Origin of the sequence: Acrocarpospora corrugata (assembly GCF_009687845.1) — a bacterium.
Taxonomy (GTDB): domain Bacteria; phylum Actinomycetota; class Actinomycetes; order Streptosporangiales; family Streptosporangiaceae; genus Acrocarpospora; species Acrocarpospora corrugata.
Window position 1 is genome coordinate 1 of the sequence record NZ_BLAD01000071.1, and the last position, 21,732, is coordinate 21,732.

A 21,732-nucleotide genomic window follows, 5' to 3' on the forward strand; every position below is an offset into this window, starting at 1 on the left:
GGAAACCGGGTCGCCGAGGTTCTGGAGCCGGACGGAGGCGCCGAAGCCATTGCCGCCTTCCCAGGTCTTCGTGTACGTCACCTGACAGGCCACCGCGGCATTCGCTGCGGTGGGACTGGCGACGAGCCCGACCGCGGCGAGTAGCGTGACCGCTACTGCCGTGAGGGCTCTTCGCCAGGAACTCTTGTGGGGTCCCATAACTGTTTCTCCTTGACGAAACTGATGACGAACCTTGGGAGCGCTCCCAACATCCGTTCGTTTCGTCTGGATGTACAGCATGTTTCCTCGCACCGGCAGAACCCAAACGTCTCACCTGCGCCTGGACTGCTCAAAGTGGTCATCTGTCCGATTAATCCGATGAAAAATTCAGAACTCGGGGCGTGACCAGTTGGTCACGGATCGCACAAATCGGTCATGCGGCTCCTCACATCGGGCGATTCCGGGTCTTGCGGTGGGCGCTCCCGGGCCTGCTGGGCGAGGTCGCGTCGGCGCAGAACGCACTGGGCGCGGGGCAGACGGTCGGCCTCACCAGCGACCCGAACGGCGGGCGGCTGTCCAACCCGGGCAAGGGCGGCTCCTGGACCGGCACAGCGCTGCCGGCGCGTTCCGGCGTCGTCGCCGCGTCGAGCGCGTTCGACACCGGGTTCGGGTTCGGATACTTCCAGAACCAGCATGTCGGGCCACGAGCTGGTACCTGATGGCCGCACTCGGGGCCAACCCGTACCGGTTCTGACCGCAGCCGAGCCGGGGGTCGCGGCGCAGACCCCCGGCTCATGCGGCGCTCTCCAGCGCGGCGCGCAGCTCCGCGGCTGTGTCGCCGGCGTGATAGCGCTGCTCGCTCGGCTCGATGCCGTCCATGAACTCCTGGTAGCGGATGGCGTAGTACAGGTGTGCCAGGGGTTGGGCCAGCGTGAGCGCCCGCGCCGGGTCCGCCGCCGGCAGCGCCTCCGCCCAGGCCCGCACCCACGTGTCGGTCACCTGCGCCCGCCGTTCCTCGGGCGCGAACTCCCGCAGCCGCAGCCCGTCCAGCGCCGGATGCCCGAAATGACAATCCGCGTAGTCGACGGCCACCGCCCTCCGCCCGTCCCAGCGCCAGTTGCCGGGGTGAAAATCCCCGTGCGTCACGGTGTACGGCAGCCCGCACGCGGCCAACTCCGCGACCATCGCGGGCAGCCTGCCGACCAGAGTTCGCGCCGCCCGGATCTCGTCGGGGGTCAGCTCCCCCGCCATCCGGTCCAGCAGCGGGGTCGGCAGACCGGCGAGCCGTGGCGGCGTTCGATCCGCCAGAGCGGCAGGCCATGGCGGCGTGCCACCCGCCAGACCGGCCAGCCGAGGCGGCGTGCCACCCGTCCGGCCGGCCTGCAGAGGGGGCGTGCGATCCGCCAGACCGGGCAGCCGTGGCCGCGTGTGATCCGTTAGCCCCGCTGCCGCATCCGCCAGCCTGAGCTGGGCTGCGACCATGCGCGGGACCATGTGGTCGATCACTTCCGGGGGCGCGTCCCAGCAGTCCCGGCCGGGGAGATGGCCCAGCAGCACCCATCGCCGCTCCGGATCCGCCGCGACCAACCGGGGCACCAGCTCTGGATCGGCGCTTCCGAAGAGGCGGATGGCGGTGGACTCGCAGGCCGCGAACTCCGGCGTCGCCTTGAACCAGACCGCCTCGTCGGGACCTTCCACACGGATCCGGAAAAGTCCGGACAGATTCCACGTCTTGACCTGCTCGACCGCCGTCGGTGTCAGCCCGGCCGCGCGGGTCTCCCCCATCGCCCAGTCCAGCCCGGCCCGCACCCCGGCGGCCGTCGCCCACCCCGACCGTTTCGCCGCAGGTTCCAGGCTCGCCCGGCGGGCGGCATCGACAGGCCCGAACACCGAAATTCCGCCATTCGCGGAGTGCAGGACCTCCGCGTGGTAGACCACGTGTCCGCCTCTGGACCAGCCCCCGCCCGTGACATCGATCAGCCGCAGTACCACCACCGGTGCCCCGACCACCGTCGTCAGCCGCGCCGAAACCGCCTCGACGTCGGCCACCACGGACTTTCCACCGGAAAGGGGCCGACCTCGCCGAGGATCTTCCCGTCGGCGGTGATCACCGCACTTACCTGACGCTCCACTGCCTCAGTTTGCCGATGCGCTCATCCCGTTGTCGTGGCATTTATCAGGACACCCGCCGGAGCGTGACGATCTCGCTGCGGTAGTCGGAACCGAGGGGTGACCAGGTGGGGATGGCGAGACCGTGGGACATCAGCGTCTGGGCGTGCCATCGGCTTCCCGTCTGTGCCTCGTCGTCGCTGGAAGTGATCTCGTAGGTCGCCGCCATGTCCAGACCGGCCAGCCGGAGGCGCCGAGGGGACTGTTTGCGCAGAGCGAAGGGGTTGTAGGCGAAGAGCACTACTTCGTCGTCCCGCGTGTACTGCAGGGCCGAGGCGGTCACGCCCGGATCGCCGACCAGCCGGTGGAGTTGCCCGTGCTGGACGATCGGGCGGATTCGTTTGTACTGGGCGACCAGGTCGCGCGCCTGGGCGAGTTCCTCGGCCGTCCAACGGGTGAGATTCCCGCCGATGCCGAGCACGCCGGCCATGGCCACATGGAACCGGTAGCGCAGCGGGACCTCGCGGCGGGTCAGCGGGTTGGGGCTGTCGGTGACCCAGGCGGACATGATGTTCGCGGGGTACAGCTGGGAGAATCCGTGCTGAATCGCCTGGCGGTCGCGGGCGTCGGTGTTGTCGGAGGTCCAGACCTGGTCGGTTCTGCGGAGGATGCCGAGATCGACCCGCCCGCCGCCGCCCGAGCAGGATTCGAGCCGGAGTTCCGGGTTGCGGCGGCGCAGCTCGTCCATGATCCCGTAGACGCCCCGGACGTGCTCGATCCAGAGCAGGTCGGCGCGCTCCCCCGCCTCGGGCCAACCGGCCTGGCTGAGGCTGCGGTTCATGTCCCATTTGAGGTACGCCAGGCCGTAGTCCCGTACAAGATCGTCGAGCCAGCCGAGAGCCCACGCGCGGACGTCTGGGCGGGCGAAGTTGAGCACCAGTTGGTTGCGCATCGTGTCGCGGCGGCGGCCCCGATAGTGCAGCACCCAGTCGGAGTGGGCGCGGTATAGATCGCTGTCCGCGTTGACCATCTCGGGTTCGACCCAGAGCCCCGGGAGCATGCCGAGCGCGCGAACCCCGTCGAACAAGCCGGACAGGCCATCCGGGAAACGCTCCGGATTCGGCCACCAGTCGCCCAGCCCGCGAGTGTCATCCATCCGGTTCCCGAACCAGCCGTCGTCGACAACGAAGAGTTCGACACCGAGTTCTGCGGCTTCCCGGGCAAGGGCGAGCTGACCGGCCTCGGTGACGTGGAACGAAGTCGCCTCCCAGGAGTTGTAGAGCACCGGACGATCCTCGCTGCCCGCCGGAAGGACATACCGGCGCGCATAGTCGTGCCACGCCCTGCTCACCGCCCCGAACCCGCCGTCCTGATACAGACCCAGCGCCGACGGCGTCGTCAGCACCTCCCCGGGATCCAGCTGCCAGCCCACTCCCTCATGCCCGAACCCCGCGCCGACCGCCAGATCCCCTTCGGGCCGGCGCTGCGCGGTCATCCGCCACGACCCACTCCAGGCCAGCGCGACCGTCCAGACCTCCCCTGCCTCCTCGATCGCCTCCCCGGAATCCACCATGATCCACGGATTGGCGTGATGCCCGGTGGTCCCCGTCCGGCTCGTCCATGTGGTCTCCCCGACCGCCAGCTCGGTCCGCCGGAGCGCGGTCTCCGCACTCCACTCCCCCGACACACCACTCGCCCGATAGCCGTACATTTCGGGAATCACCCAACTCCCCGAGTCCAACCGCCCGACCTGTACGGCTTCCGCCCCCTCATTCCGCACCGTCACCCATCGCTCGACCACGTCGGTGCCTTCGGCACAGCGCAGATGCACCCCGACGCGCAGGCCATACCCGACGTCCCGCAGCACGATCTCAAGCGCGTCGGCCTCCTGCTCCACCCCGGCGAAGGCGAGTTCGACCGACCGGACCCCGCCCGGATAGCTCACCCGCAACGACGGCACGCCCCACCGCCGCCCCCCGTCCACGGGGAGAATCTCGTCGATGTCGTACGGATCGCGGAAGCTCGCCATGAGCCTGGGCGCGGGAAACCGTGTGGTCTCGGCCAGCGCGGCCACCGGCAGCCGTGGCCCCCAGTACCACTGAACCACCCGGACATCCCCGTCGGCCCGCTCCACCCCCACCACATAAGCGGATTTATCCGTAAGGATCGCCCAGGTGTCCGGGCGTTCCGCAACCGTCACGATTGGCATCGCGCATCCTTCGTCAAGGGGTGACCACCTTGATCACGACTACGCCCCCAGGAGGCACTTCGCCGGGGAAATCCGCGCCGGTGAGCAGATCGACACCGGCGACATCCAGGGGAACCGCCCCCTCCTCATCGTGATTTATCGCGAAAAGGTAGGTGCGGCCATCCGCGTGGCTCCTGCGGACGAGTTCCAGCGGCACCCCCGATCCCGCGACCCCCGCCTCCCCGGTGATCCGCCCGAGCAATCGCTCCAGCGACGGCGGGTCAAGACGCGTGGACACATACCAGGCGGTTCCATCGCCACGCGTGTTCCGGGTGATCGCCGGATGCCCGGCCAGCCAGCGTGACCACGCGTCCTCCCCGTCCGCATACGCGGCGATCACCTCCGCCGTGGTGACCCGGCCGAACTCCCGCCAGACCCGGCCCGCCGAACCGTCCGAGAGGGTGATCGTCTGGCCATCGAGCAACGGGACGAACTCCTCCATCCGCACCCCGAGAACCTCCCGGAGCGCACCCGGGTAACCGTCGAGCACGATGTGATCGCGCTCGTCCACAACCCCCGAGTAGGCGCCAACGACCAGGGTCCCGCCGCTCTCGACATACCTGGCCAGCACATCCCGATCCACCCCGCTGAGCAGATACAGCGACGGCAACATGACCACCCGATATCCCGAAATATCAGCACCCGGGGCGACGAAGTCCACGGTGATGCCGAGCCGCCACAGCGCCGCGTGCCAGGCGGCCAGCTCGTCGGTCGCGGTCATGTCGGCGCTCGGCTGACTCGGGCGTTCCTGCGCCCACACACTCTCCCAGCTGAGCACGATCGCCACCGTCGACGACACGACCGACCCCGTCACCTCCGCCAGTTTCCCCAGGTCGGAGCCGAGTTCGACGACCTCCCGCCAGATCCGCGAATCGGTCCCCGCATGCGGCAGCAGCGCCGAATGGTATTTCTCCGCCCCCGCCTTGGAAGCCCGCCACTGGAAGAACAGCGCCCCCTCCGACCCTCGCGCGACGTGCGTCAGCGAGTTGCGCCGCATCTGGCCGGGCGTCTTGGGCACGTTGCGCGGCTGCCAGTTGACCGCACTGGTCGAGTGCTCCATCAGCAGCCACGGTTCCCCACCGGCCAGCCCGCGCGTGACATCGGCGGAGAAGGCCAGGTTCACGTGCCCGTGCGGGTCGTGCACCCGGATGTAGTGATCGTTGGACACCAGATCGACCTCAGCCGCCCAGGCCCAGTAGTCCATCTCCCAGTGCATGCCGGCCATGAAGTTGGTGGTCACCGGCACGTCCGGGGTCAGCTCGCGCAGGACGTCACGCTCGCCCCGATAACAGTCGAGCAGCTCCGCCGAGCTGAACCTGGCGAAATCCAGCACCTGGGTGGGATTCGAGAAGGCCGGGGTCCGGCGCGGCGGCAGGACCTGATCGAACGAGGTGTACTCCTGGGACCAGAACCGGGTCCCCCAGGTCTCGTTCAGCGCGGCCAGGTCGTAGCGCTCGCGCAGCCAGGTCCTGAACGCCTCGGCGGAGACGTCGCAGTAGCAGCGGGGAACGTGGCAGCCGTACTCGTTGCCGACATGCCACATCCGCAGGGCGCGGTGGCCGCCGTAGCGTTCGGCCAGGGTCCGCGCCAGCCGTACCGACGCGGTCCGGTAGCGCGGCGAGGACGGGCAGTACGCCTGGCGGCTGCCCGGCCAGAGCCGGTGCCCGTCGGCGTCCACCGGCAGCGAGTCCGGATAGGCGACGGAGAGCCACGGGGGCGGGCTGGCGGTCGCCGTGGCCAGGTCCACGCCGATCCCCCCGTCGGCCAGCAGGTCGAGGATCCGGTCGAGCCAGCCGAATTCGTACCGGCCTTCGGCCGGTTCCAGCAGCGCCCAGGAGAACACCCCGACGGTGACCAGGTTGACCCCGGCCTCCCGCATTCGCGCCACATCGTCGGGCCAGCTCTGTTCCGGCCATTGCTCCGGGTTGTAATCCCCACCAAAGAACATGAGATCACCATAAATCAACATCGTTACGAAAACATCCGTTGACTTTCCCTGTGAAGGCTTCTTCCATGTGATGAAACATGAGCGAAATCGGGGGATGTTGAGCGTTCCGGTCAGGAGGAACCACCATGATCCAACGACTGTCCCGGCGAGACCTGATGCGCGGCTCGCTGCTCGGCGCGGCCGCCTTCGGCGTTCCGGCCATCCTGGCCGGCTGCGGCAACCCGGCGGAACGCGGCGCCGCCGCCCCCGCCACCGGAGCCGCGGCCCGGGGCGTCGTCACCCTCGGCTCCAACGCCTCCGACGAGGTCCCCAAGAAGGCCCTGGACACCGTCATCAAAGCGTTCACCTCAAACGACTTGAAGATCAACACGGTCGACCACAACACCTTCCAGGAGAACATCAACCGCTACCTGCGCGGCACCCCGGACGACGTCTTCACCTGGTTCGCCGGATACCGGATGCAGTTCTTCGCCGAGCAGGGCCTGGCCGTCGACATCTCCGACGTGTGGCAGGAGATCGGCGCCGACTACACCCCCGCCTTCAAGGCCGCCTCCACCGGGTCCGACGGCAAGCAGTACTTCCTGCCGTTCACCTACTACCCGTGGGCGGTCTTCTACCGGAAGAGCCTCTGGCAGGAGAAGGGCTACGAGGTCCCCGCCACCCTGGACGAGTTCACCGCGCTGGCCCGGAAGATGAAGGCCGACGGCCTGTCCCCCGTCGCGTTCGCCGACAAGGACGGCTGGCCGGCGATGGGCACCTTCGACATCCTCAACATGCGCGCCAACGGCTACGACTTCCACGTCTCGCTGATGGCGGGCAAGGAGACCTGGACCGACCCGAGGGTCAAGCAGGTATTCGATCTGTGGCGCGGGCTCCTGGAACACCACCAGGAGGCGCCGCTGGGCCGTACCTGGCAGGAGGCCGCGCAGTCGCTCCAGCAGAAGAAGACCGGCATGTATCTGCTGGGCATGTTCGTCGCGCAGCAGTTCCCCGAGAGCGACCGCGACGACCTCGACTTCTTCACCTTCCCGGAGATCAATCCGCAGTTCGGCACCGACTCCATCGACGCCCCCATCGACGGCTACATGGTCTCCGCCAAGGCCAAGAACGTGGCCGGCGCGAAGGCGCTGGTCAAACATTTCGCCCAGGCGGCCTCACAGAACGTGGCGACCTCCCTGGACCCCGGCACCCTGGCCGCCAGCTCGAAAGCCGACACCGGCGGCTACAGCGCGCTGCAGAAGCGCGGCGCGGAACTCGTCTCCGGCGCCGCGCACATCGCCCAGTTCCTCGACCGCGACACCCGCCCGGACTTCGCCTCCACGGTGATGATCCCGGCCTTCCAGCGCTTCATCGGGAAGCCCGACGACATCGACGCCCTCCTCAGGGACGTCGAAGCCCAGAAGGCGAACATCTTCCGTTGAGCCAGAAAGCCCGCAGGTACTCCGCCCGCGATCGGGCTCTCCTGATCGCGGGACTGGGCGTGGTGATCACGCTCAACGCGGCCCTGATCTGGGGGCCGACTCTGGCCTCCGTGGTGTTGTCGGCGACTGACTGGAACGGGATCTCAGAGATTCGCTGGCTGGGCGGTGAGAATTATCACGATCTCGCCGCGGAATATCCGCCGTTCTGGACGGCGGTCCGGAACAACGTGCTCTGGCTTGGATTTCTCGGATTGCTGGCGACGCCGTTCGGGCTGTTCTGCGCGGTGTTGCTGGATCGGCGGCTGGCGCTTTCCCGGGTTTACCAGAGCGCTTTGTATCTGCCGGTCGTGCTGTCACTCGCGGTGGTCGGGTTTATCGCGCAACTGGTCTACTCGGCGGATTACGGGGTGCTCAACGCGGTCACCGGGATGCGTACCGACTGGCTCGGGGACTCCTCGATCAACATCTGGGTGGTGATGGTCGCCGCGGGCTGGCGGCACGTCGGGTACGTCATGATCATCTACCTGGCGGGGCTGAAAGCGGTCGATCCCGCCCTCAAGGAGGCCGCCGCGATCGACGGGGCCACCGAGACCCAGGCGTTCTTCCGGGTGGTCTTCCCAACCCTCCGGCCGGTCAACGTGATCGTCCTGGTCATCACCGTGATCGAGGCCCTGCGCGCCTTCGACATCGTGTACGCGATCAACAAGGGCCGCAACGGGCTGGAACTCCTGTCCGTCCTGGTCACCGAGAACATCGTCGGCGAGGCCAGCCGGATCGGCTTCGGCTCCGCCATCGCGGTCGTGCTGCTGGTCATCGCGCTGGGCTTCATCGTCACCTACCTCACCCAGATCTTCCGGGAGGACCGGTGACCCGCCCCCGGCGCCCGCTCCGTCCGCTCCGGGCGCTCCTACACCTGTTCCTGGGCGTGGTGGCCCTCGGCTGGCTCATCCCGCTCGTGCTCGCCGTGTACGCCTCGCTCCGCCCGTACGACGAGACGGCCCGCCTGGGGTACTTCTCGCTGCCGGAATCGCTGACCTTCGGCTACTACGCCGAAGCCTGGACCCAGGCCGAACTGCCCAGGTACTACCTGAACACCCTGATCATCGTCGTCCCCGGCGTCACGATCACCCTGCTGCTCGCCTCCTTCACCGCGTTCGCGATCGCCCGCCTGCGCATCCCCGGCCGCAAGGTCCTGCTGGTGGTGTTCACCGCCGGGAACCTGCTCCCGCCGCAGGTGCTGATCACCCCGCTGTACACCATGTACACCTGGATCGAGCTGCCCGCCTGGCTCTCGGACTCCCTCTCCCTGTACGACTCCTACCTGGGCCTGATCCTCATCCACGTCGGCTTCCAGTTCGGATTCTGCACGTTCGTGCTGGCCAACTTCATGCGGACGATCCCGGTGGAGATCGGCGAGGCCGCGCTGGTGGACGGCGCGAGCGTCTGGCGGCGCTACTGGCAGCTCACCCTGCCGCTGTGCCGCCCGGCCCTGGCCGCGCTCGGCACGCTGCAGTTCACCTGGATGTACAACGACTTCCTGTGGGCCCTGGTGCTGATGTCCTCCGGCGACAAGCTGCCGGTCACCTCGGCGCTGAACAATCTGCGCGGTCAGTTCTTCACCGACTACAACCTGCTGGCGGCGGGTTCCGTGCTGGTCGCCCTGCCGACGCTGATCGTCTTCCAGCTGCTGCACAAACACTTCGTGGCCGGGCTCACACTCGGCTCCACAAAAGGCTGAAGGGCACCCGCCCCTGGTCGGATGCCCTTCATTCTCGCTGGTCAGGCGTTTGGCGCACGCCACATCGGATACATCACCGGTCCATCCGGCAGCCGGAGCAGTTCCGGCATGTCCACATACCCGTGCCGGAGGTAGAGCCGCCGGCTCGCCTCGCTGCTGGCCTCCAGGTAGGCGGGCATGCCCTCGGCGTCCAGCCGCTGGTGGTGCTCCCGGAGCAGCCGGCTGCCGAGCCCCCGGCCCATCCGCCCGTTCACCAGCGCGATGAACGCCAGGTAGTGGTGCGGCTCGTGCGGGTGCAGCTTCTCCATCTGCTCGCCGAGGATGCCGAAGCGCCCGGCGTGCTCCCCCGCGAACGAGGCCACCGCCTCATCATGTCCGGGAATATCGGGAAAAGGTGCGGTGAACCAGACCGCGACTCCGGCCAGCTCCCCCGACTCGTAGATGCCGTAGACATCGCCGTGTTCGAGGGCGTGAGCCGCGTGCAGGGTGAAGAAGGCCCGCTGGATCGGCGGGCGGTCCTCCACCCGCGGGATCATCCAGGTCGAGATGGCGTCCATCCGGAAGGTGTCGGCGATGACGCCGCCGACCACGGCCGCGTCCGTCATCCGGGTGATCTCGGCGGTCACTTGGTGGCTCCGGTGACCGCCCTGGCGCCCAGGCCGATGTTGGCGTACACCTCCGGCTTGGTGGCCTTGAGCACGCGCGCCCAGATGACCCCGAAGATGATGGCGACCACGAAGATACCCGGCAGCACCCAGCGGATCGGCTCGTCCGGCGCGACCCCGAGGACCGTGTCGAAGTTGACCAGCGTCAGGCCGATGATCGTGCACAGCGCCAGCGCCGCCAGCGCCGGAGCGATCTTCGTCCGCCAGGCCGTCTCGCCGCCAGGACGGCGGGCGAAGAACGCGATCACCGCGATCGAGGTGACCGTGAGCAGGGTCAGCAGGCCGAGGCCGCCGAACGCGCCGAAGGTGAAGAACAGCTTGGTCAGCGGGTCCAGGCCGAGCACCGCGTAGATCACGATCACGATCAGGCCCAGCGCCGTCTGCAGCAGCGAACCGGCCACCGGCGCGCTGGTCCTGGCCGACGTGCGGCCGAACAGCGACGGCAGCACGTTCTCCCGGCCCAGGGCGAAGATGTAGCGGGCGGTGGTGTTGTGGAAGGCGATCATGCAGGCGATGCTGCTGGTCACGAAGAGCACCGAGCCGACCGTGGCGACCGCCGAACCCATGTGGGTGGCCGCCTGGTTGAAGAAGAGCATGGTGCCCTGCTCGGTGGAGGCCTTGACGATCCCGTCCACGCCGGTCGGCACGGTCTGCGCCCAGGCCGAGAACGCGTACAGGATCGCGATGATCGCGATGCCCGCGTAGGTGGCGATGGGCACAGTCCTGTTGCGGTCCTTGGACTCCTCCGCGAAGACCACCGACGACTCGATGCCGGCGAACCCGGCGACCACCGTGGCCAGCGCGGCGCCGACACCAGGGACGATCAGGGCGCTCGGCGAGAAACCCTCGAAGCTGACGCCGCTGGGCCCCGCGTTGAACAGGTTGGCGATGTCGAAGACGAGGACGACCGCGATCTCAGCGACCAGCAGGACCGAGAGGACCCGGCCGTTGACATCCACCCGCAGCACGCCGAGCACGCCGGTCAGCGCCCAGGTCGCCAGCGCGATCACCCACCAGGCGGGCGAACTCCCGAACCAGTCGATCAGCAGCGGCTCGGCGGCCAGTCCGATGATCCCGTAGAGCCCCAGTTGCAGGGCGTTGTAGGCGAGCAGCGCCACCCAGGCGGTCGCCACCCCCGAAGTCCGGCCGAGCCCCTGCGCGGCGTAGGCGTAGAAGGCCCCCGCGTTCACCACGTGCCGGGCCATCGTCACGTACCCGACCGCGAAGAGCGCGAAGATCGCGCCCAGCAGCAGGAACGCCAGCGGCACGCCGATGACGCCCGTCACGGTGTACGCGGTCGGCACCGAGCCGGCCACCACCATCAGGGGCGCCGCCGCCGAGACGACGAAGAACACGACAGACGGCACACCGAGCCGGTCCTGGGCCAGTGCGGCGGATACCGCGCTCGGTCTTGACTGTGTGAGGGACATCCAGAACTCCGTGAATATTGGGGGGTAAGAGGCGATGTTTCTGGAGCGCCCGCGAATCGTGGGGGATGGTGGTTGACGCGGGATGGGGCACACGAGCCATGACGAAGAGCCGATCGTCAGCCGACGATCGGCGAAGAAGATCCTCTTCAGTCACGAACGGCGATGCTATAGGCGAAATGCTAAATTTGTCATTAGACACAGCAAATTCTATTTGCACGCCTATGTAGGGCCGCTGTACCGGAATGTGGTGGCCACGCACAAGAGAAACAGAGCGCCATCGCCCCGCGACACAATGTCATTCAGGCAGGGCGAGTACGCGCTGGGTTAGCAGATGCAGGTGTTTGCGGAAGCGGGCCAGTTCCTCCACCGAGTCCGGTCCCACCCGCTCGCCCTCGCCGTCCAGGACGCCGCCCTGCACGAAACCGTGCACGCACCAGACGAGGGTCCACACGCAGTACTCCAGATCGACGCCCTCGCTGATGAAGCCCGCGCTCATCGACTGCTCCAGGACCCGCGTGGTCATGATGATCAGCGGCTGGGAGAACTGGCGCTCCAGGCCGGTGAGGTCGGCGGCGTCGTAGAGCCAGCGGTGGATCCACAGGGCCGGGAACTCGGGGTGGGCGACGCAGAAGTCCAGATACCGGTCCACGATGGTGTGCACGCCCGCCGACGCCTCGGCCGCGTCGCCGATCACGAGCCCCCTGATCGCGGGGGTCATGGCCTCGCACTCGATCCGGTAGGCGCGCTCGATGACCGCGAGGTAGAGGTCGCGCTTGTCCCCCGTGAAACCGACCGAGACCGGGTCGATGCCGAGCGCGTCGTAGATCTGCCTGAGGGTGGTCGAGTCGTACCCGAGCGCGGCGAACAGTCTCGTCGCGCCCTGTAGAAGCGTCTCCATTTGCGGCTCTTCGTCGATCATCCTGCCTCCAGTCCACCACCCAAGCGGTCACGCCACGGCAAACCGGCACCCTCCGGGTCATCAACCCTCGTTCCCCCGACCCGGCGTGGCCTCGATTCGGGGTTCCGCTTGGGAGTTCGCCGCTGCTCTTGGGGGACGAAGGGAGATCTTAAGGGCGTTTTGGGGTGTTTCATTTGCTCTGTCATGGTGTGGTGGGTAGAGTCCGTTTGTTACTGAGCGGTGACCTCCCCACGGGAGCCGCTTGGTGCCGAGTCCGGCAGAGCCGTACCAGCCCTGCCGGAGCCGGGACCCGCAGCCGGACGCGTCCGATGCGTCCTCGCGCGGCGAGGCCTCCCCGGTAGGCAAGCCCCGTGCCCCCTTGGCCCGATCGGAGCGCACGCGGCGACCCCTGTCGTCTCATGGAAGACCCCTTCATGAACCGCATCTCAGACCTGTTCAAGCACCCTGCCCTGCGCGAGTTCGCGGACAATGTCAAGAACGCGGACCTTCGCGAGCGGCTCCGCGACACCGATTGGCGTGAACTCGCCAACCGGCTCAGGACCGCCGACTGGCGCGCCATCGCCGACCGGCTCAAGACCGCCGATCCCCTCGGGATCGCCGACCCGCTCGCGAACCTCTCCCGCCCCCGGAACGCCCGCGGCACCGCCGCCATCGCCGCCGCCGCCGGCCTCGCCGTGATCGGCGTCTCCGCCCTCGGCGTCGCCGCCAACGTCCCGGCCTCCCATCCCGCGTACGCCAAGAGCTCCACCCACGTCGCGAAGACCGGAAAACTCGCCGAGGCCGCCAAGTCCGGCGCCGCCGTCAAGGCCCTGCACCAGGGCCGGACCATCGCGTCCTACTTCTGGGACGACGCCTCCGGCCGGGCCGGCGACACCGGCATGCCCGCCATCGGCAAGCCCATGCAGCGCGGCCTCGCCGCCAGCCCCAGCTGGCCCCTCGGCACCGAGGGCTACGTGACCTACAAGGGCAAGACGGCCAAGTTCTTCATCGGCGACCGCGGCCCCGGCAAGCCGTCCGAGCGCGGCATCATGCTCGACCTGGACGCCAAGACCTTCGCCGACCTGACCCAGGGCGACTTCGACCCGATCACCCTGATGGTCAAGAACAACGGCGGCCACGGGCACATCGACATCACGTACAAGATCACCAAATGGGGCCCCGGCGTGGGCAAGAAGGGCGCTCCCGTCCCGTTCTCCCACGGCGCCTGGAACGACTGACCCCACCCCACCGGCGATCCGCGCCGATGTGCGGCCACCTCCCGGGGCTGCTATCGTTACGGACGCAAGCGCCGCTAGCTCAGTTGGTTAGAGCAGCTGACTCTTAATCAGCGGGTCCGGGGTTCGAGTCCCTGGCGGCGCACCCAAGAAGAAACCCCAGCTCACCTGCCGTGAGCTGGGGTTTCTTTGTTTCGTGATCGACTTTGCCAGGCCAGATCGGGTTCCTGCGGGCGTTTTCGATCTTCGGTGTGCTCCGGGTGTGCTCGAGCGCATCGATGTCGCATTCCCGAGATCATTGATCTTCACGCCTCAGAGCAGCAGGTCGAAGACGCGTATCGTGCGCTCCCACTGCTCAGTCGCGGGGTTCTTCACATCCGGATCCACGATCTTGAAAGTCTGAGCCAGTGCCACTGACAGGCCGCCGACGATCTCGGGCAAGCGGCCGACGGTCTGCTCGCCGACCGACAGGTCGAGCGGAGGCAGCGCGGCGAGCTGCTCCAGAATGGGTTTCAGCTCGATATCCTCATCGAGGAGGCGGAACCGGTGGATGTTCTCCTGAAGGCCCTTGGTGAGGGGTAGATCCCAGGGTTCGATGATGTCGCGACGGTTCGCCTTGGCGTGGGCCTGGCCGATCACCAGAAGGTCGTAGACCTTGTCGTTCACGAAGCCGCTGTAGCGCCGGAGGTCGTTCTTGTCGACGTCGACACCTGCGGCGCTGCGGAAGAAGCGTTGGAATCTTGACACCGCCATGAGAACCATGGAGGTCTCCTTCCTTCCGGCCTGGAATCATTCTCCAGCCTGGAGGTAGTCGTGGATCAGCTGTACGGCCATGGCGCCCTCACCGACCGCCGAGGCCACCCGCTTGACCGACCCGCTCCGCACGTCCCCGGCCGCGAACACGCCCGCCCTGCTCGTCTCCAGCGGGTACGGCCGGCCGGCGGAGTCGGGCGCGCCTTGCTTGCCGGACCCGGTGGCGTCCGCGCCCGTCAGTATGTAGCTGTTCCTGGACAGCGCGTCCTCCCGCACGAGCAGCCGGACGCAGGCGGCGTGCCGGGCCAGGAATAGGCTGGCCTGGCCGGCCGAGTTGCCTCCTCCCACGACGATGATCGGGCCGCTCGCACATCTGGGCCTCGAACATGGTCGCCGCGTAGTAGACGCTCGTGGGCGCCAACCGTTCCAGGTTCTGGACGTCGAGCCTGCGGTAGCGGACGCCGGTCGCGATGATCAGGCTGCGGGCGTGGATCGTGCCGCCCTCTCCTACGGTGACGATGTGATCGCCCGCGTTCAGGTGCAGTCCGCATGCCTGTGCGGGGACGCAGAAACCGGGTCCCGAGATCCTCGACGCGCGGGAAGCCCAGCCGGGCGAGCACGGCCACCGCCTGGTCGCGGACGGCGCGGACGCCTTCGATGAGCCGCTGTTCCTGGCCATCCTGACCGTGTTCGCCCGTCCCCCGCTCGCCAAGCGCTCTTTGCCCTTCCATGACCGGCGCTTGGGCGGATCCCGGGAAGGGAGATGCCATGGACACAGTACGGGTGGGCCGCACGGAGCTCCAGGTCAGCCCGATCTGTTCCGGCACCTGGCAGTTCGGCGGCGACTGGGACGAGGTAGGCGAGTGCGCCACCGTCGCGGCCAGCGATCTGGGTATGCCGACGTACGGCCTCAGCGGCGGGTCCGATGAACACACCGCGTTCCCGGTCGGCCACTGGCGCTCGCGCAGCCCCGAGTTCACCGGCGTGGGCTTCCGCCGCGACCTCGCAATGGTGGCCGAGCTGAGCCGCTTCGCCGAACGACCCGGCACGACGATCGGTCGGTTCGCGGTGGCATGGGTGTCGTCCGAACCCGGCCGTCCAGGTCGCCACCGTGCTGCGGAGTTTGACGCCATCGTGTCCGGCACCGCGCCGGTGACCGGGCCCACGCCGGAGGGCGTGTGATGACGGCCGTCTCCGTACTCGGAACCGGCCTGATGGGCTCGGCGATGGCCCGGCACATGGCCGGACAGGGCCTGGACGTGCGCGCCTGGAACCGGACAGCGGACAAGGCGCTGGCTCTGCGTCCTGACGGGGTGCATCCGGCGGCGAGCGTCGAGGAGGCCGTGCGCGGCGCGGACGCGGTCATCACCATGGTGCCCACCGGTGACGTGGTCGCCTCGCTGGCGGCCCGATTCCTGCCCGCGATGCCCGCCGAGGCCGTCTGGCTGCAGATGAGCACGGTGGGCGGCGCCTGGACCGACCGGCTCCTCCGGCTGGCGGCGGACGCCGGCCGCAGGATGCTCGACGCACCGGTCTCGGGCAGCAGCCAACCGGCCGAGCAGGGCGAGCTGGTCCTGATCGTCTCGGGGGCGTCGCAGGTGCTGGAGCGGGCCAGGCCCGTCCTGGACGTGCTCGGCTCCCACGTGGCACACGTCGGGACGGCCGGGGAGGCGTCTCGGGTCAAGGTGATCGTCAACAGCTGGATGACGGCCTCGGTCGTGGCCATGGCCGACACGATGCTGGCTTGTGAGCAGCTGGACCTGGATCCCGTTCACGTCCTGCGGGTGCTGGAGGACGGGCCGCTGGGCATGCCGTACGCGCTGCAGAAGGCCGGCGAGATCCGCGCCCGCGCCTACCCGGCCGGGTTCCCGCTCAGCCTCGCGCTCAAGGACCTTGGCCTGCTGGCCGAGGAGCGCGACCGGCCATCCCGCCTGAGCGACACGGTGCGGGAGATGGTACGGCGGGCCGTCGAGGCCGGCCACGGCCGCGAGGACGTGGCCGCCGTGGCCGAACTCCTGCGCCGGGAACTACTCTGAAGCCTCCATCCGCGCCCGGTCCAAACGCTCTGAGGCCGCGGTGACCCGTGGGCGGTATCGGCTTTCAAGCACCGCTGAGCGCTCCGGCGAAGCGATCCACCTGGGCCACGTCCGAGGCCCAGCAGTAGAACATGATCTCGTCGGCGCCGATGTCCCCCATCCGGATGGCCGTGTCGCGGATCTGGCCGGAGGTGGTGAGCATGCTCGCCGCCGCGCCCTCCGCGAAACCCGCCGGCAGGTTCATGTAGTGGGGGCCGCTGTAGTAGTCGTACAGCCGGTCGCGTGCCTCCTTGATCAGGTGATCCGGCCCCAGGGCGGCGTTGAACTGGGCCACCAGCCGGGGACGGCCCGTGCGTCCCTGAGCCTGCCACTCGGTCTCGGTGGCCCGGAACAGACTCTCGGCGTCGGAGAGGTGCGCCGCGCACAGGAAGCCGTCGCCCAGGCGGGCGGCGCGACGGATCGCGGCCGGGCTGAAGGCGCCGAACAACATTTCCGGGCCGCCCCGGCGGCCGGGCTCGGGCCCGATCGGGCCGATCCCCTCGCCGTACGGCTCGCCCGACCAGACGCGGCGCATCACTTCCAGCATCTCCTCCAGCCGCGCCCCCCGCCGGTGCACGTCCACACCCACGGCCTCGTAGTCGTCCCGACGCGCTCCCAAGCCGATGCCGAGCGTGAAGCGCCCTCCCGACATGCGGTTCAGGGTCGCGCACTGCTTGGCCAGCAGCGCCGGCTCGCGCAGCGGAGCGAGCAGCACCTCGGTCTGCAGGCGGATTCTGGCGGTCGCTCCCGCGAGCATGGCCAGGGCCACCAGGGGCTCGGGATTGTCGTAGACGAGGCGGTCCAGCAGGCCGAGCGTGCTGAACGGGCCCTGGTCCGCGCCCCGAGCCCACTCCAGCAGGGCCCCAGGTTCGCTGATGGGCAGGCCGAGACCGACTTTCACGAGTCCCCCCGTGGTTCTCCCCCGTGGTTCTCACCGTCGGCGAGCCGCCGCCGGTTGCGCCGCGTTTCCCGGTGACCGTGCCCGCCACACCGCCGCTGACGCCCGTGTGGCGCATCTCTGGCCACAACCTTTGCGCCCCCTTGGAGCGGTGGTCACCGAGTCCGGCTCTGTTAGTTGGCGCCGACGACCTTGAAGTCCTGGTTGACGAAGATGTGGTGCGGCCAGTTGACGCCGACATTGTGGACCTGGTAGTCGCCGTTGCTCAACTCCACAACACGGTTGACCACGCCCCCCTGGTAGGTGGCCAGCGCGGCTTCCGCCGCCTTGATCGCTGTAGTTCCGCTGACGATCGTCCCTTCGCCCTCGGTGTAGTTCGCCGGGATCTGACCCTCCTGCTTCGCCGCGGACGGTGCGCCGCGCTGGAAGGCGACCACCTGTGCCGGGGAGTAGGTCGCAGATCCGCCCCCAATCGGTTGGACGATGACCTGCGTGGCCGTAATGGCCGTTCCATTGACCGTCCCAAGTACCAGGACGGGTTCACCTGTTGCGACGGCACTCGCCGAGGCCGAGTTCGTCCCCTTCTTGTACGTCGTGGAGGACGCCTCGGTGATGATCACCTGCTGATCCCCTGACGTCGACAATGTGAAGCCCGACGTGGACACACTGCTGACCGTACCGACTGCTCCCCCTGCCGCCGGTCCAGACCGAGCTTTGGATCCCCCGCCGCCGGATCGGGAACCGCCGCTGGGAGGCGCTTCGTGCCCTGCCGCTGGGGAGGAGGACGTGGCCGCTGTCGAGGGAGGCGTGGCTGTTACCGAGGGGGACGTGGCGCAACCGGCGGAAAGTCCGATCACCGCAGACATCAGCGCAGCGGCGAGTTTGCGGGAAAACATGGAGACCACTTCTTCCGTTCGATGGGAACACACCCAGCCTCGCAAGTCACGCTTCGGCTTCCCCAAGGAAAGGATGAAAGATTCCTGTATAAGAGACGGCCCTCCGCTCGGGTCGCTGTCACCCGGGGCAAGGGGGTCGAACAACATCTCCGCACCGTGCGCGACAAGGTGAGCGCGCTGAAGAAGGGCGCAGCGCCGCTTCTCCCAGTTCCGGGTGGATGGCGGCGACGCAGTCCTGGGCCACGCGGACATGGAACTCGTGGACGTAGGCGTCCAGGGCGCTGTACAGCACGCATTGTTCGGTCACCTGGCCCGCGAGGACAACGGTGCTGATCTCCTGACAATGAAGCAGATATTCCAGCGGCGTGCCGAAGAACGCGCTGTGCCGGACTTTCGCGAGGAAGGCGCAGTCGCCGGACGGGAGGAACGGCTCGACGAGATCGGGGCCGTCCATCAGCGCCGTGGAGGGGCCAGCTTTAATGATCGGCAAAGTTCTTTCAGTTTGTCGCATTCGTCGAATCACTCTCGCGACGCCGGGCACGCTCTCCGGCGAAACGTCCTCAAGCGACGGACGCTTTCGATTCGGCCGACGTGCGCCGGAGGATTCGCGGCCGAGTCTGTGGGCAGCCGACGGTCTCGCGTTCCGCCTAACGATCTTGGAGGGATCGTGGAAGAGACCAACCCCATCGCCAAAGCCGTCGACAAGGTCATCGACGCGGTAGCCGAACGAAACGGCGGCTCGGAGATCCCCGGCCGTCCCGGCGTCGAGCCGCCGACGATCGCCGAACCCGTCGAGCCGCGCGACCCTCTGCCGCCCAAGGCGGACCAGCGTGGCCCCGACCCGGTCACCGCCACCGGGCAGCCGTCGGGCGAGACGACGGAGACGCGCGGCCAGGGTGGCCCGTTCCTCACCACCGCGACCGGCACCCGCCTGCCCGACACGGACCACTCACTCAAAGCGGGCGCGCGTGGCCCCGTCCTGCTGCGCGACCACCATCTTCGCGAGAAGATCACCCATTTCGACCACGAGCGCATCCCCGAGCGGGTCGTCCACGCCCGTGGAGCCGCCGCGCACGGCGTCTTCCGCGCGTACGGCACCGCGGCCAACGTGACCAAGGCCGCGTTCCTCGTCAAGGACGTGGAGACCCCGGTCTTCGTACGCTTCTCCACCGTGCTCGGATCGCGGGGATCGGCTGATGCCGTACGCGACACGCGGGGATTCGCCACCAAGTTCTATACCTCCGAGGGCATCTTCGACCTGGTCGGCAACAACATCCCGGTGTTCTTCATCCAGGACGCGATCAAGTTCCCCGACGTCATCCACGCCGGCAAGCCGCACCCGGACCGGGAGATCCCGCAGGCCCAGAGCGCCCACGACACGTTCTGGGACTTCGTCTCCCTGCACACCGAGGCCACCCACCACACGCTCTGGAACATGTCCGACCGCGGCATCCCGCGCTCCTACCGGATGATGGAGGGCTTCGGCGTCCACACCTTCCGCCTGGTCGCCGCCGACGGCGCCACCACGCTGGTGAAGTTCCACTGGAAGCCCAAGCTGGGAGTGCACTCGCTGGTGTGGGAGGAGGCGCAGATCATCAACGGCGTCGACCCCGACTTCCACCGGCGCGACCTGGCCGACGCCATCGAGGCGGGCGCCTACCCCGCGTGGGAACTGGGCATTCAGATCTTCCCCGACTCCGGCGACCAGACATACGAGGGCATCGACCTGCTCGACCCGACCAAGATCGTTCCTGAGGAGCTGGCACCGGTGCAGCCGATCGGCCTGCTGACGCTCGACGCCAACCCGATCAACTTCTTCGCCGAGACCGAGCAGGTCGCCTTCCACGTGGGGCACCTGGTGCCCGGGATCGACGTGACCGACGACCCGCTGCTGGCCGGGCGGCTGTTCTCCTACCTGGACACGCAGATCACCCGCCTGGGCGGGCCGAACTTCGACCAGCTTCCGATCAACCGCACCCACGCTCCAGTCAACGACATGCTCCGCGACGGCATGCACCAGACGGCCGTGCACCCGGGAGCCGCGCCGTACCGGCCCAATTCATTGGACGGCGGCTGTCCCTTCCAGGCTCCCGACGGTTATGTGGAAGTTCCCTTCCCGGTCGAGGCGGGAGCCCGCGGCCGGGTCGCGCCGGCTTCCTATGACGACCACTTCAGCCAGCCGCGCATGTTCTGGCTGAGTCTGTCGCCGGTGGAGCAGGAGCACGTGATCGCCGCGTACACATTCGAACTGAGCAAAGTGTACGAGCCGGCGATCCGGGAACGGCAGCTCAAGGTGCTGGCCCAGATCGATCCTGTGCTCTGCGAGGAAGTGGCCGCCGGGCTCGGCCTGCCGGTGCCCGACGGCAAACCGGAGACGATCGTCGACCCCAGCCCCGCCTTGTCGCAGGTCGGCCGCACTTGGCCGGTGGCCGGGCGCGTCATCGGCCTCGTCGCCGGTTCCGACATCGACGAGATCCGCACGTTGCGGCAGGCGATCCTCGACGCGGGAATGGTGCCTCTGGTGATCGCACCCACCGGCGGGGTGCTGCCCGGTGAGGGCGACCAGGTGACCGTCCAGCGAACGTTCGCGGCGGCGCGCTCGGTGGAGTTCGACGCCATCCTCGTCGCGGGCGCACCGGCGCCCGGCGCCGACGCCGTGGGTGGCAGGGACGCCAAGGCGGGAGTGCCCGGACCAGTAGACCCCCGAGTGACGCTCATGATGAACGAGGCCTACCGGCATGCCAAGCCACTGGGCGGGTGGGGCGAGGCCGACGCGACGTTCACCGCGGCGGGGATTCCCGCCGACGCGCCCGGGGTGGTCTCGGGCACCGACCCCGCGACGGTGCTCAGCCAGGTCACCGACCTGCTGGGCGGGCACCGGGTGTGGGACCGATTCCCCAGTGGGCTGGCCTAGTTACGCTGCCGCACGTTCATGGCGCTCCGTCTTGCTCATGGACGATCTTCCGGGTACGTCCAGGCGCTCGCGACGTCATAGAGGTGCTGCTTGGAGGCGTTGGCGTCCACGCCCTCGGCGGTCTTGCCGGGCTTGGGGTGCTGCGGGCGGCCTGTGCGTCCGAGGGTCCTCGCTTGGCCTTGGGCTCCCAGTGATCGCCGACCTTCTCAAAGGAGTGCTTGAGCGCGGAATCGGCGGTCCGGTGGGCGCGTTCGCCCTCGCCGTACTGCTCGACGGCCGAGTCGTGCGCCTTGATCCACCTCTCCTGGGCCTCACGGTGAAGGGTCAGTCGGTAGTCAGTGCGTCCATCAGATCGCCGACCGAGGTGTCGGGCAGTGCCCGGGCCACGTCGGCCAGTGCGACCATGCCGACCAGGGTGTAGCCGTCGATCACGGGTAGCCGGCGAACCTTGTGGGAACCCATCGCGCAGGATCTCGCGGGCGTCGTCATCGGCTCCGAGGGCCCTGCGGTGGCGCGAGGCGTTCT

The 21,732-nt window shown here is 68.4% G+C and carries 20 protein-coding genes, 1 tRNA gene and 2 pseudogenes; 9 read left to right on the top strand and 14 right to left on the bottom strand.

Annotated elements, in window-relative coordinates; translation table 11 throughout:
• Positions 1-198 (bottom strand): annotated as a pseudogene (locus Acor_RS43475) (cellulose-binding domain-containing protein); the annotation flags it as partial.
• A gap of 248 nt (positions 199-446) precedes the next feature.
• Between Acor_RS43475 and Acor_RS28145 the strand changes: the two are divergent.
• Positions 447-698, top strand: coding sequence for a hypothetical protein (locus Acor_RS28145; protein WP_174876206.1), 252 nt, complete (start codon positions 447-449; stop codon positions 696-698).
• A gap of 73 nt (positions 699-771) precedes the next feature.
• Here the strand turns inward: Acor_RS28145 and Acor_RS28150 are convergent, their stop codons facing one another.
• The 3 genes from Acor_RS28150 to Acor_RS28160 form a co-directional block, all read right to left on the bottom strand.
• Entirely contained in the window at positions 772-2,028 is a 1,257-nt protein-coding gene (locus tag Acor_RS28150; RefSeq protein WP_218034533.1) for a phosphotransferase, read from the bottom strand.
• A gap of 127 nt (positions 2,029-2,155) precedes the next feature.
• Positions 2,156-4,297 (bottom strand): alpha-galactosidase, encoded by a 2,142-nt coding sequence (locus tag Acor_RS28155; RefSeq protein WP_155339787.1) that lies wholly within the window; start codon positions 4,295-4,297, stop codon positions 2,156-2,158.
• 13 nt (positions 4,298-4,310) lie between these two features.
• Complete coding sequence (locus tag Acor_RS28160; RefSeq protein ID WP_246239198.1) at positions 4,311-6,284, bottom strand: beta-galactosidase; 1,974 nt, start codon at positions 6,282-6,284, stop codon at positions 4,311-4,313.
• A 125-nt stretch (positions 6,285-6,409) separates the two neighbouring features.
• Between Acor_RS28160 and Acor_RS28165 the strand changes: the two genes are divergently transcribed.
• The 3 genes from Acor_RS28165 to Acor_RS28175 are packed head-to-tail and all read left to right on the top strand — an operon-like array spanning position 6,410 to position 9,443.
• Positions 6,410-7,705: an ABC transporter substrate-binding protein gene (locus Acor_RS28165; protein ID WP_155339789.1), complete on the top strand. Its 1,296-nt coding sequence runs from the start codon at positions 6,410-6,412 to the stop codon at positions 7,703-7,705.
• Positions 7,702-8,574 carry a carbohydrate ABC transporter permease gene (locus Acor_RS28170; RefSeq protein ID WP_155339790.1) on the top strand — a complete coding sequence of 291 codons (873 nt, stop codon included), beginning with the start codon at positions 7,702-7,704 and terminating at the stop codon, positions 8,572-8,574. Before Acor_RS28165 ends, Acor_RS28170 begins: the two co-directional genes overlap by 4 nt.
• On the top strand, positions 8,571-9,443 hold the full coding sequence (locus Acor_RS28175; RefSeq protein WP_155339791.1) for a carbohydrate ABC transporter permease: 873 nt from the start codon (positions 8,571-8,573) through the stop codon (positions 9,441-9,443). Before Acor_RS28170 ends, Acor_RS28175 begins: the two co-directional genes overlap by 4 nt.
• A 41-nt stretch (positions 9,444-9,484) precedes the next feature.
• Here Acor_RS28175 and Acor_RS28180 read toward each other — a convergent pair whose 3' ends face one another.
• The 3 genes from Acor_RS28180 to Acor_RS28190 form a co-directional block, all read right to left on the bottom strand.
• Positions 9,485-10,069, bottom strand: a complete 585-nt coding sequence (locus tag Acor_RS28180) for a GNAT family N-acetyltransferase (protein ID WP_155339792.1) — start codon at positions 10,067-10,069, stop codon at positions 9,485-9,487.
• The gene (locus tag Acor_RS28185; RefSeq protein ID WP_155339793.1) at positions 10,066-11,538 is read right to left on the bottom strand and encodes an APC family permease; all 1,473 of its coding nucleotides are present in this window, start codon (positions 11,536-11,538) and stop codon (positions 10,066-10,068) included. Before Acor_RS28185 ends, Acor_RS28180 begins: the two co-directional genes overlap by 4 nt.
• A gap of 295 nt (positions 11,539-11,833) precedes the next feature.
• A complete protein-coding gene (locus tag Acor_RS28190; protein ID WP_170317113.1) occupies positions 11,834-12,436 on the bottom strand; it encodes a TetR/AcrR family transcriptional regulator in 603 nt (200 codons plus the stop codon).
• Positions 12,437-12,870: 434 nt separating this feature from the next.
• On the opposite strand from Acor_RS28190, the gene Acor_RS28195 reads away from it, so the two are divergent.
• On the top strand, positions 12,871-13,674 hold the full coding sequence (locus Acor_RS28195) for a hypothetical protein (protein ID WP_246239199.1): 804 nt from the start codon (positions 12,871-12,873) through the stop codon (positions 13,672-13,674).
• 68 nt (positions 13,675-13,742) lie between these two features.
• Positions 13,743-13,816: transfer RNA gene (locus tag Acor_RS28200), tRNA-Lys, on the top strand.
• A 167-nt stretch (positions 13,817-13,983) separates the two neighbouring features.
• On the opposite strand, the gene Acor_RS28205 is transcribed toward Acor_RS28200, so the two are convergent.
• Positions 13,984-14,433, bottom strand: coding sequence for a DUF1931 family protein (locus Acor_RS28205; protein WP_155339795.1), 450 nt, complete (start codon positions 14,431-14,433; stop codon positions 13,984-13,986).
• A 27-nt stretch (positions 14,434-14,460) separates the two neighbouring features.
• Entirely contained in the window at positions 14,461-14,772 is a 312-nt protein-coding gene (locus Acor_RS28210) for an NAD(P)/FAD-dependent oxidoreductase (RefSeq protein WP_155339796.1), read from the bottom strand.
• A gap of 420 nt (positions 14,773-15,192) precedes the next feature.
• Here Acor_RS28210 and Acor_RS28215 point away from each other — a divergent pair, with 420 nt between their 5' ends.
• The gene (locus Acor_RS28215) at positions 15,193-15,606 is read left to right on the top strand and encodes an aldo-keto reductase family protein (RefSeq protein ID WP_155339797.1); all 414 of its coding nucleotides are present in this window, start codon (positions 15,193-15,195) and stop codon (positions 15,604-15,606) included.
• Positions 15,606-16,460, top strand: a complete 855-nt coding sequence (locus Acor_RS28220; protein ID WP_155339798.1) for an NAD(P)-dependent oxidoreductase — start codon at positions 15,606-15,608, stop codon at positions 16,458-16,460. Before Acor_RS28215 ends, Acor_RS28220 begins: the two co-directional genes overlap by 1 nt.
• Before the next feature lie 64 nt (positions 16,461-16,524).
• Here the strand turns inward: Acor_RS28220 and Acor_RS28225 are convergent, their stop codons facing one another.
• From Acor_RS28225 to Acor_RS28235, 3 genes are all read right to left on the bottom strand, one after another.
• Positions 16,525-17,400: an LLM class flavin-dependent oxidoreductase gene (locus Acor_RS28225; protein WP_155339799.1), complete on the bottom strand. Its 876-nt coding sequence runs from the start codon at positions 17,398-17,400 to the stop codon at positions 16,525-16,527.
• Between the two features lie 170 nt (positions 17,401-17,570).
• Positions 17,571-18,017 (bottom strand): hypothetical protein, encoded by a 447-nt coding sequence (locus Acor_RS28230; protein WP_155339800.1) that lies wholly within the window; start codon positions 18,015-18,017, stop codon positions 17,571-17,573.
• A gap of 394 nt (positions 18,018-18,411) precedes the next feature.
• Entirely contained in the window at positions 18,412-18,783 is a 372-nt protein-coding gene (locus Acor_RS28235) for a cysteine hydrolase family protein (protein WP_246239200.1), read from the bottom strand.
• 177 nt (positions 18,784-18,960) lie between these two features.
• Between Acor_RS28235 and Acor_RS28240 the strand changes: the two genes are divergently transcribed.
• Positions 18,961-21,207 (top strand): catalase, encoded by a 2,247-nt coding sequence (locus tag Acor_RS28240; protein ID WP_155339802.1) that lies wholly within the window; start codon positions 18,961-18,963, stop codon positions 21,205-21,207.
• On the opposite strand, the pseudogene Acor_RS28245 reads toward Acor_RS28240, so the two are convergent.
• Positions 21,208-21,535: pseudogene (locus tag Acor_RS28245) on the bottom strand (ChaB family protein).
• Positions 21,532-21,696 (bottom strand): CBS domain-containing protein, encoded by a 165-nt coding sequence (locus Acor_RS28250; RefSeq protein WP_218034534.1) that lies wholly within the window; start codon positions 21,694-21,696, stop codon positions 21,532-21,534. The pseudogene Acor_RS28245 and the gene Acor_RS28250 overlap by 4 nt, the downstream one beginning before the upstream one ends.
• Positions 21,697-21,732: the final 36 nt, after the last annotated feature.

What these genes read in the sequence shown, in the direction of transcription:
- Acor_RS28195 (WP_246239199.1), top strand. Translation starts at nt 12,871, where the DNA reads ATGAACCGCATCTCAGACCTGTTCAAGCACCCTGCCCTGCGCGAGTTC.
- Acor_RS28165 (WP_155339789.1), top strand. Translation starts at nt 6,410, where the DNA reads ATGATCCAACGACTGTCCCGGCGAGACCTGATGCGCGGCTCGCTGCTC.
- Acor_RS28155 (WP_155339787.1), bottom strand. Translation starts at nt 4,297, where the DNA reads ATGCCAATCGTGACGGTTGCGGAACGCCCGGACACCTGGGCGATCCTT.
- Acor_RS28190 (WP_170317113.1), bottom strand. Translation starts at nt 12,436, where the DNA reads ATGGAGACGCTTCTACAGGGCGCGACGAGACTGTTCGCCGCGCTCGGG.
- Acor_RS28160 (WP_246239198.1), bottom strand. Translation starts at nt 6,284, where the DNA reads ATGTTCTTTGGTGGGGATTACAACCCGGAGCAATGGCCGGAACAGAGC.
- Acor_RS28215 (WP_155339797.1), top strand. Translation starts at nt 15,193, where the DNA reads ATGGACACAGTACGGGTGGGCCGCACGGAGCTCCAGGTCAGCCCGATC.
- Acor_RS28185 (WP_155339793.1), bottom strand. Translation starts at nt 11,538, where the DNA reads ATGTCCCTCACACAGTCAAGACCGAGCGCGGTATCCGCCGCACTGGCC.
- Acor_RS28250 (WP_218034534.1), bottom strand. Translation starts at nt 21,696, where the DNA reads ATGACGACGCCCGCGAGATCCTGCGCGATGGGTTCCCACAAGGTTCGC.
- Acor_RS28205 (WP_155339795.1), bottom strand. Translation starts at nt 14,433, where the DNA reads ATGGTTCTCATGGCGGTGTCAAGATTCCAACGCTTCTTCCGCAGCGCC.
- Acor_RS28220 (WP_155339798.1), top strand. Translation starts at nt 15,606, where the DNA reads ATGACGGCCGTCTCCGTACTCGGAACCGGCCTGATGGGCTCGGCGATG.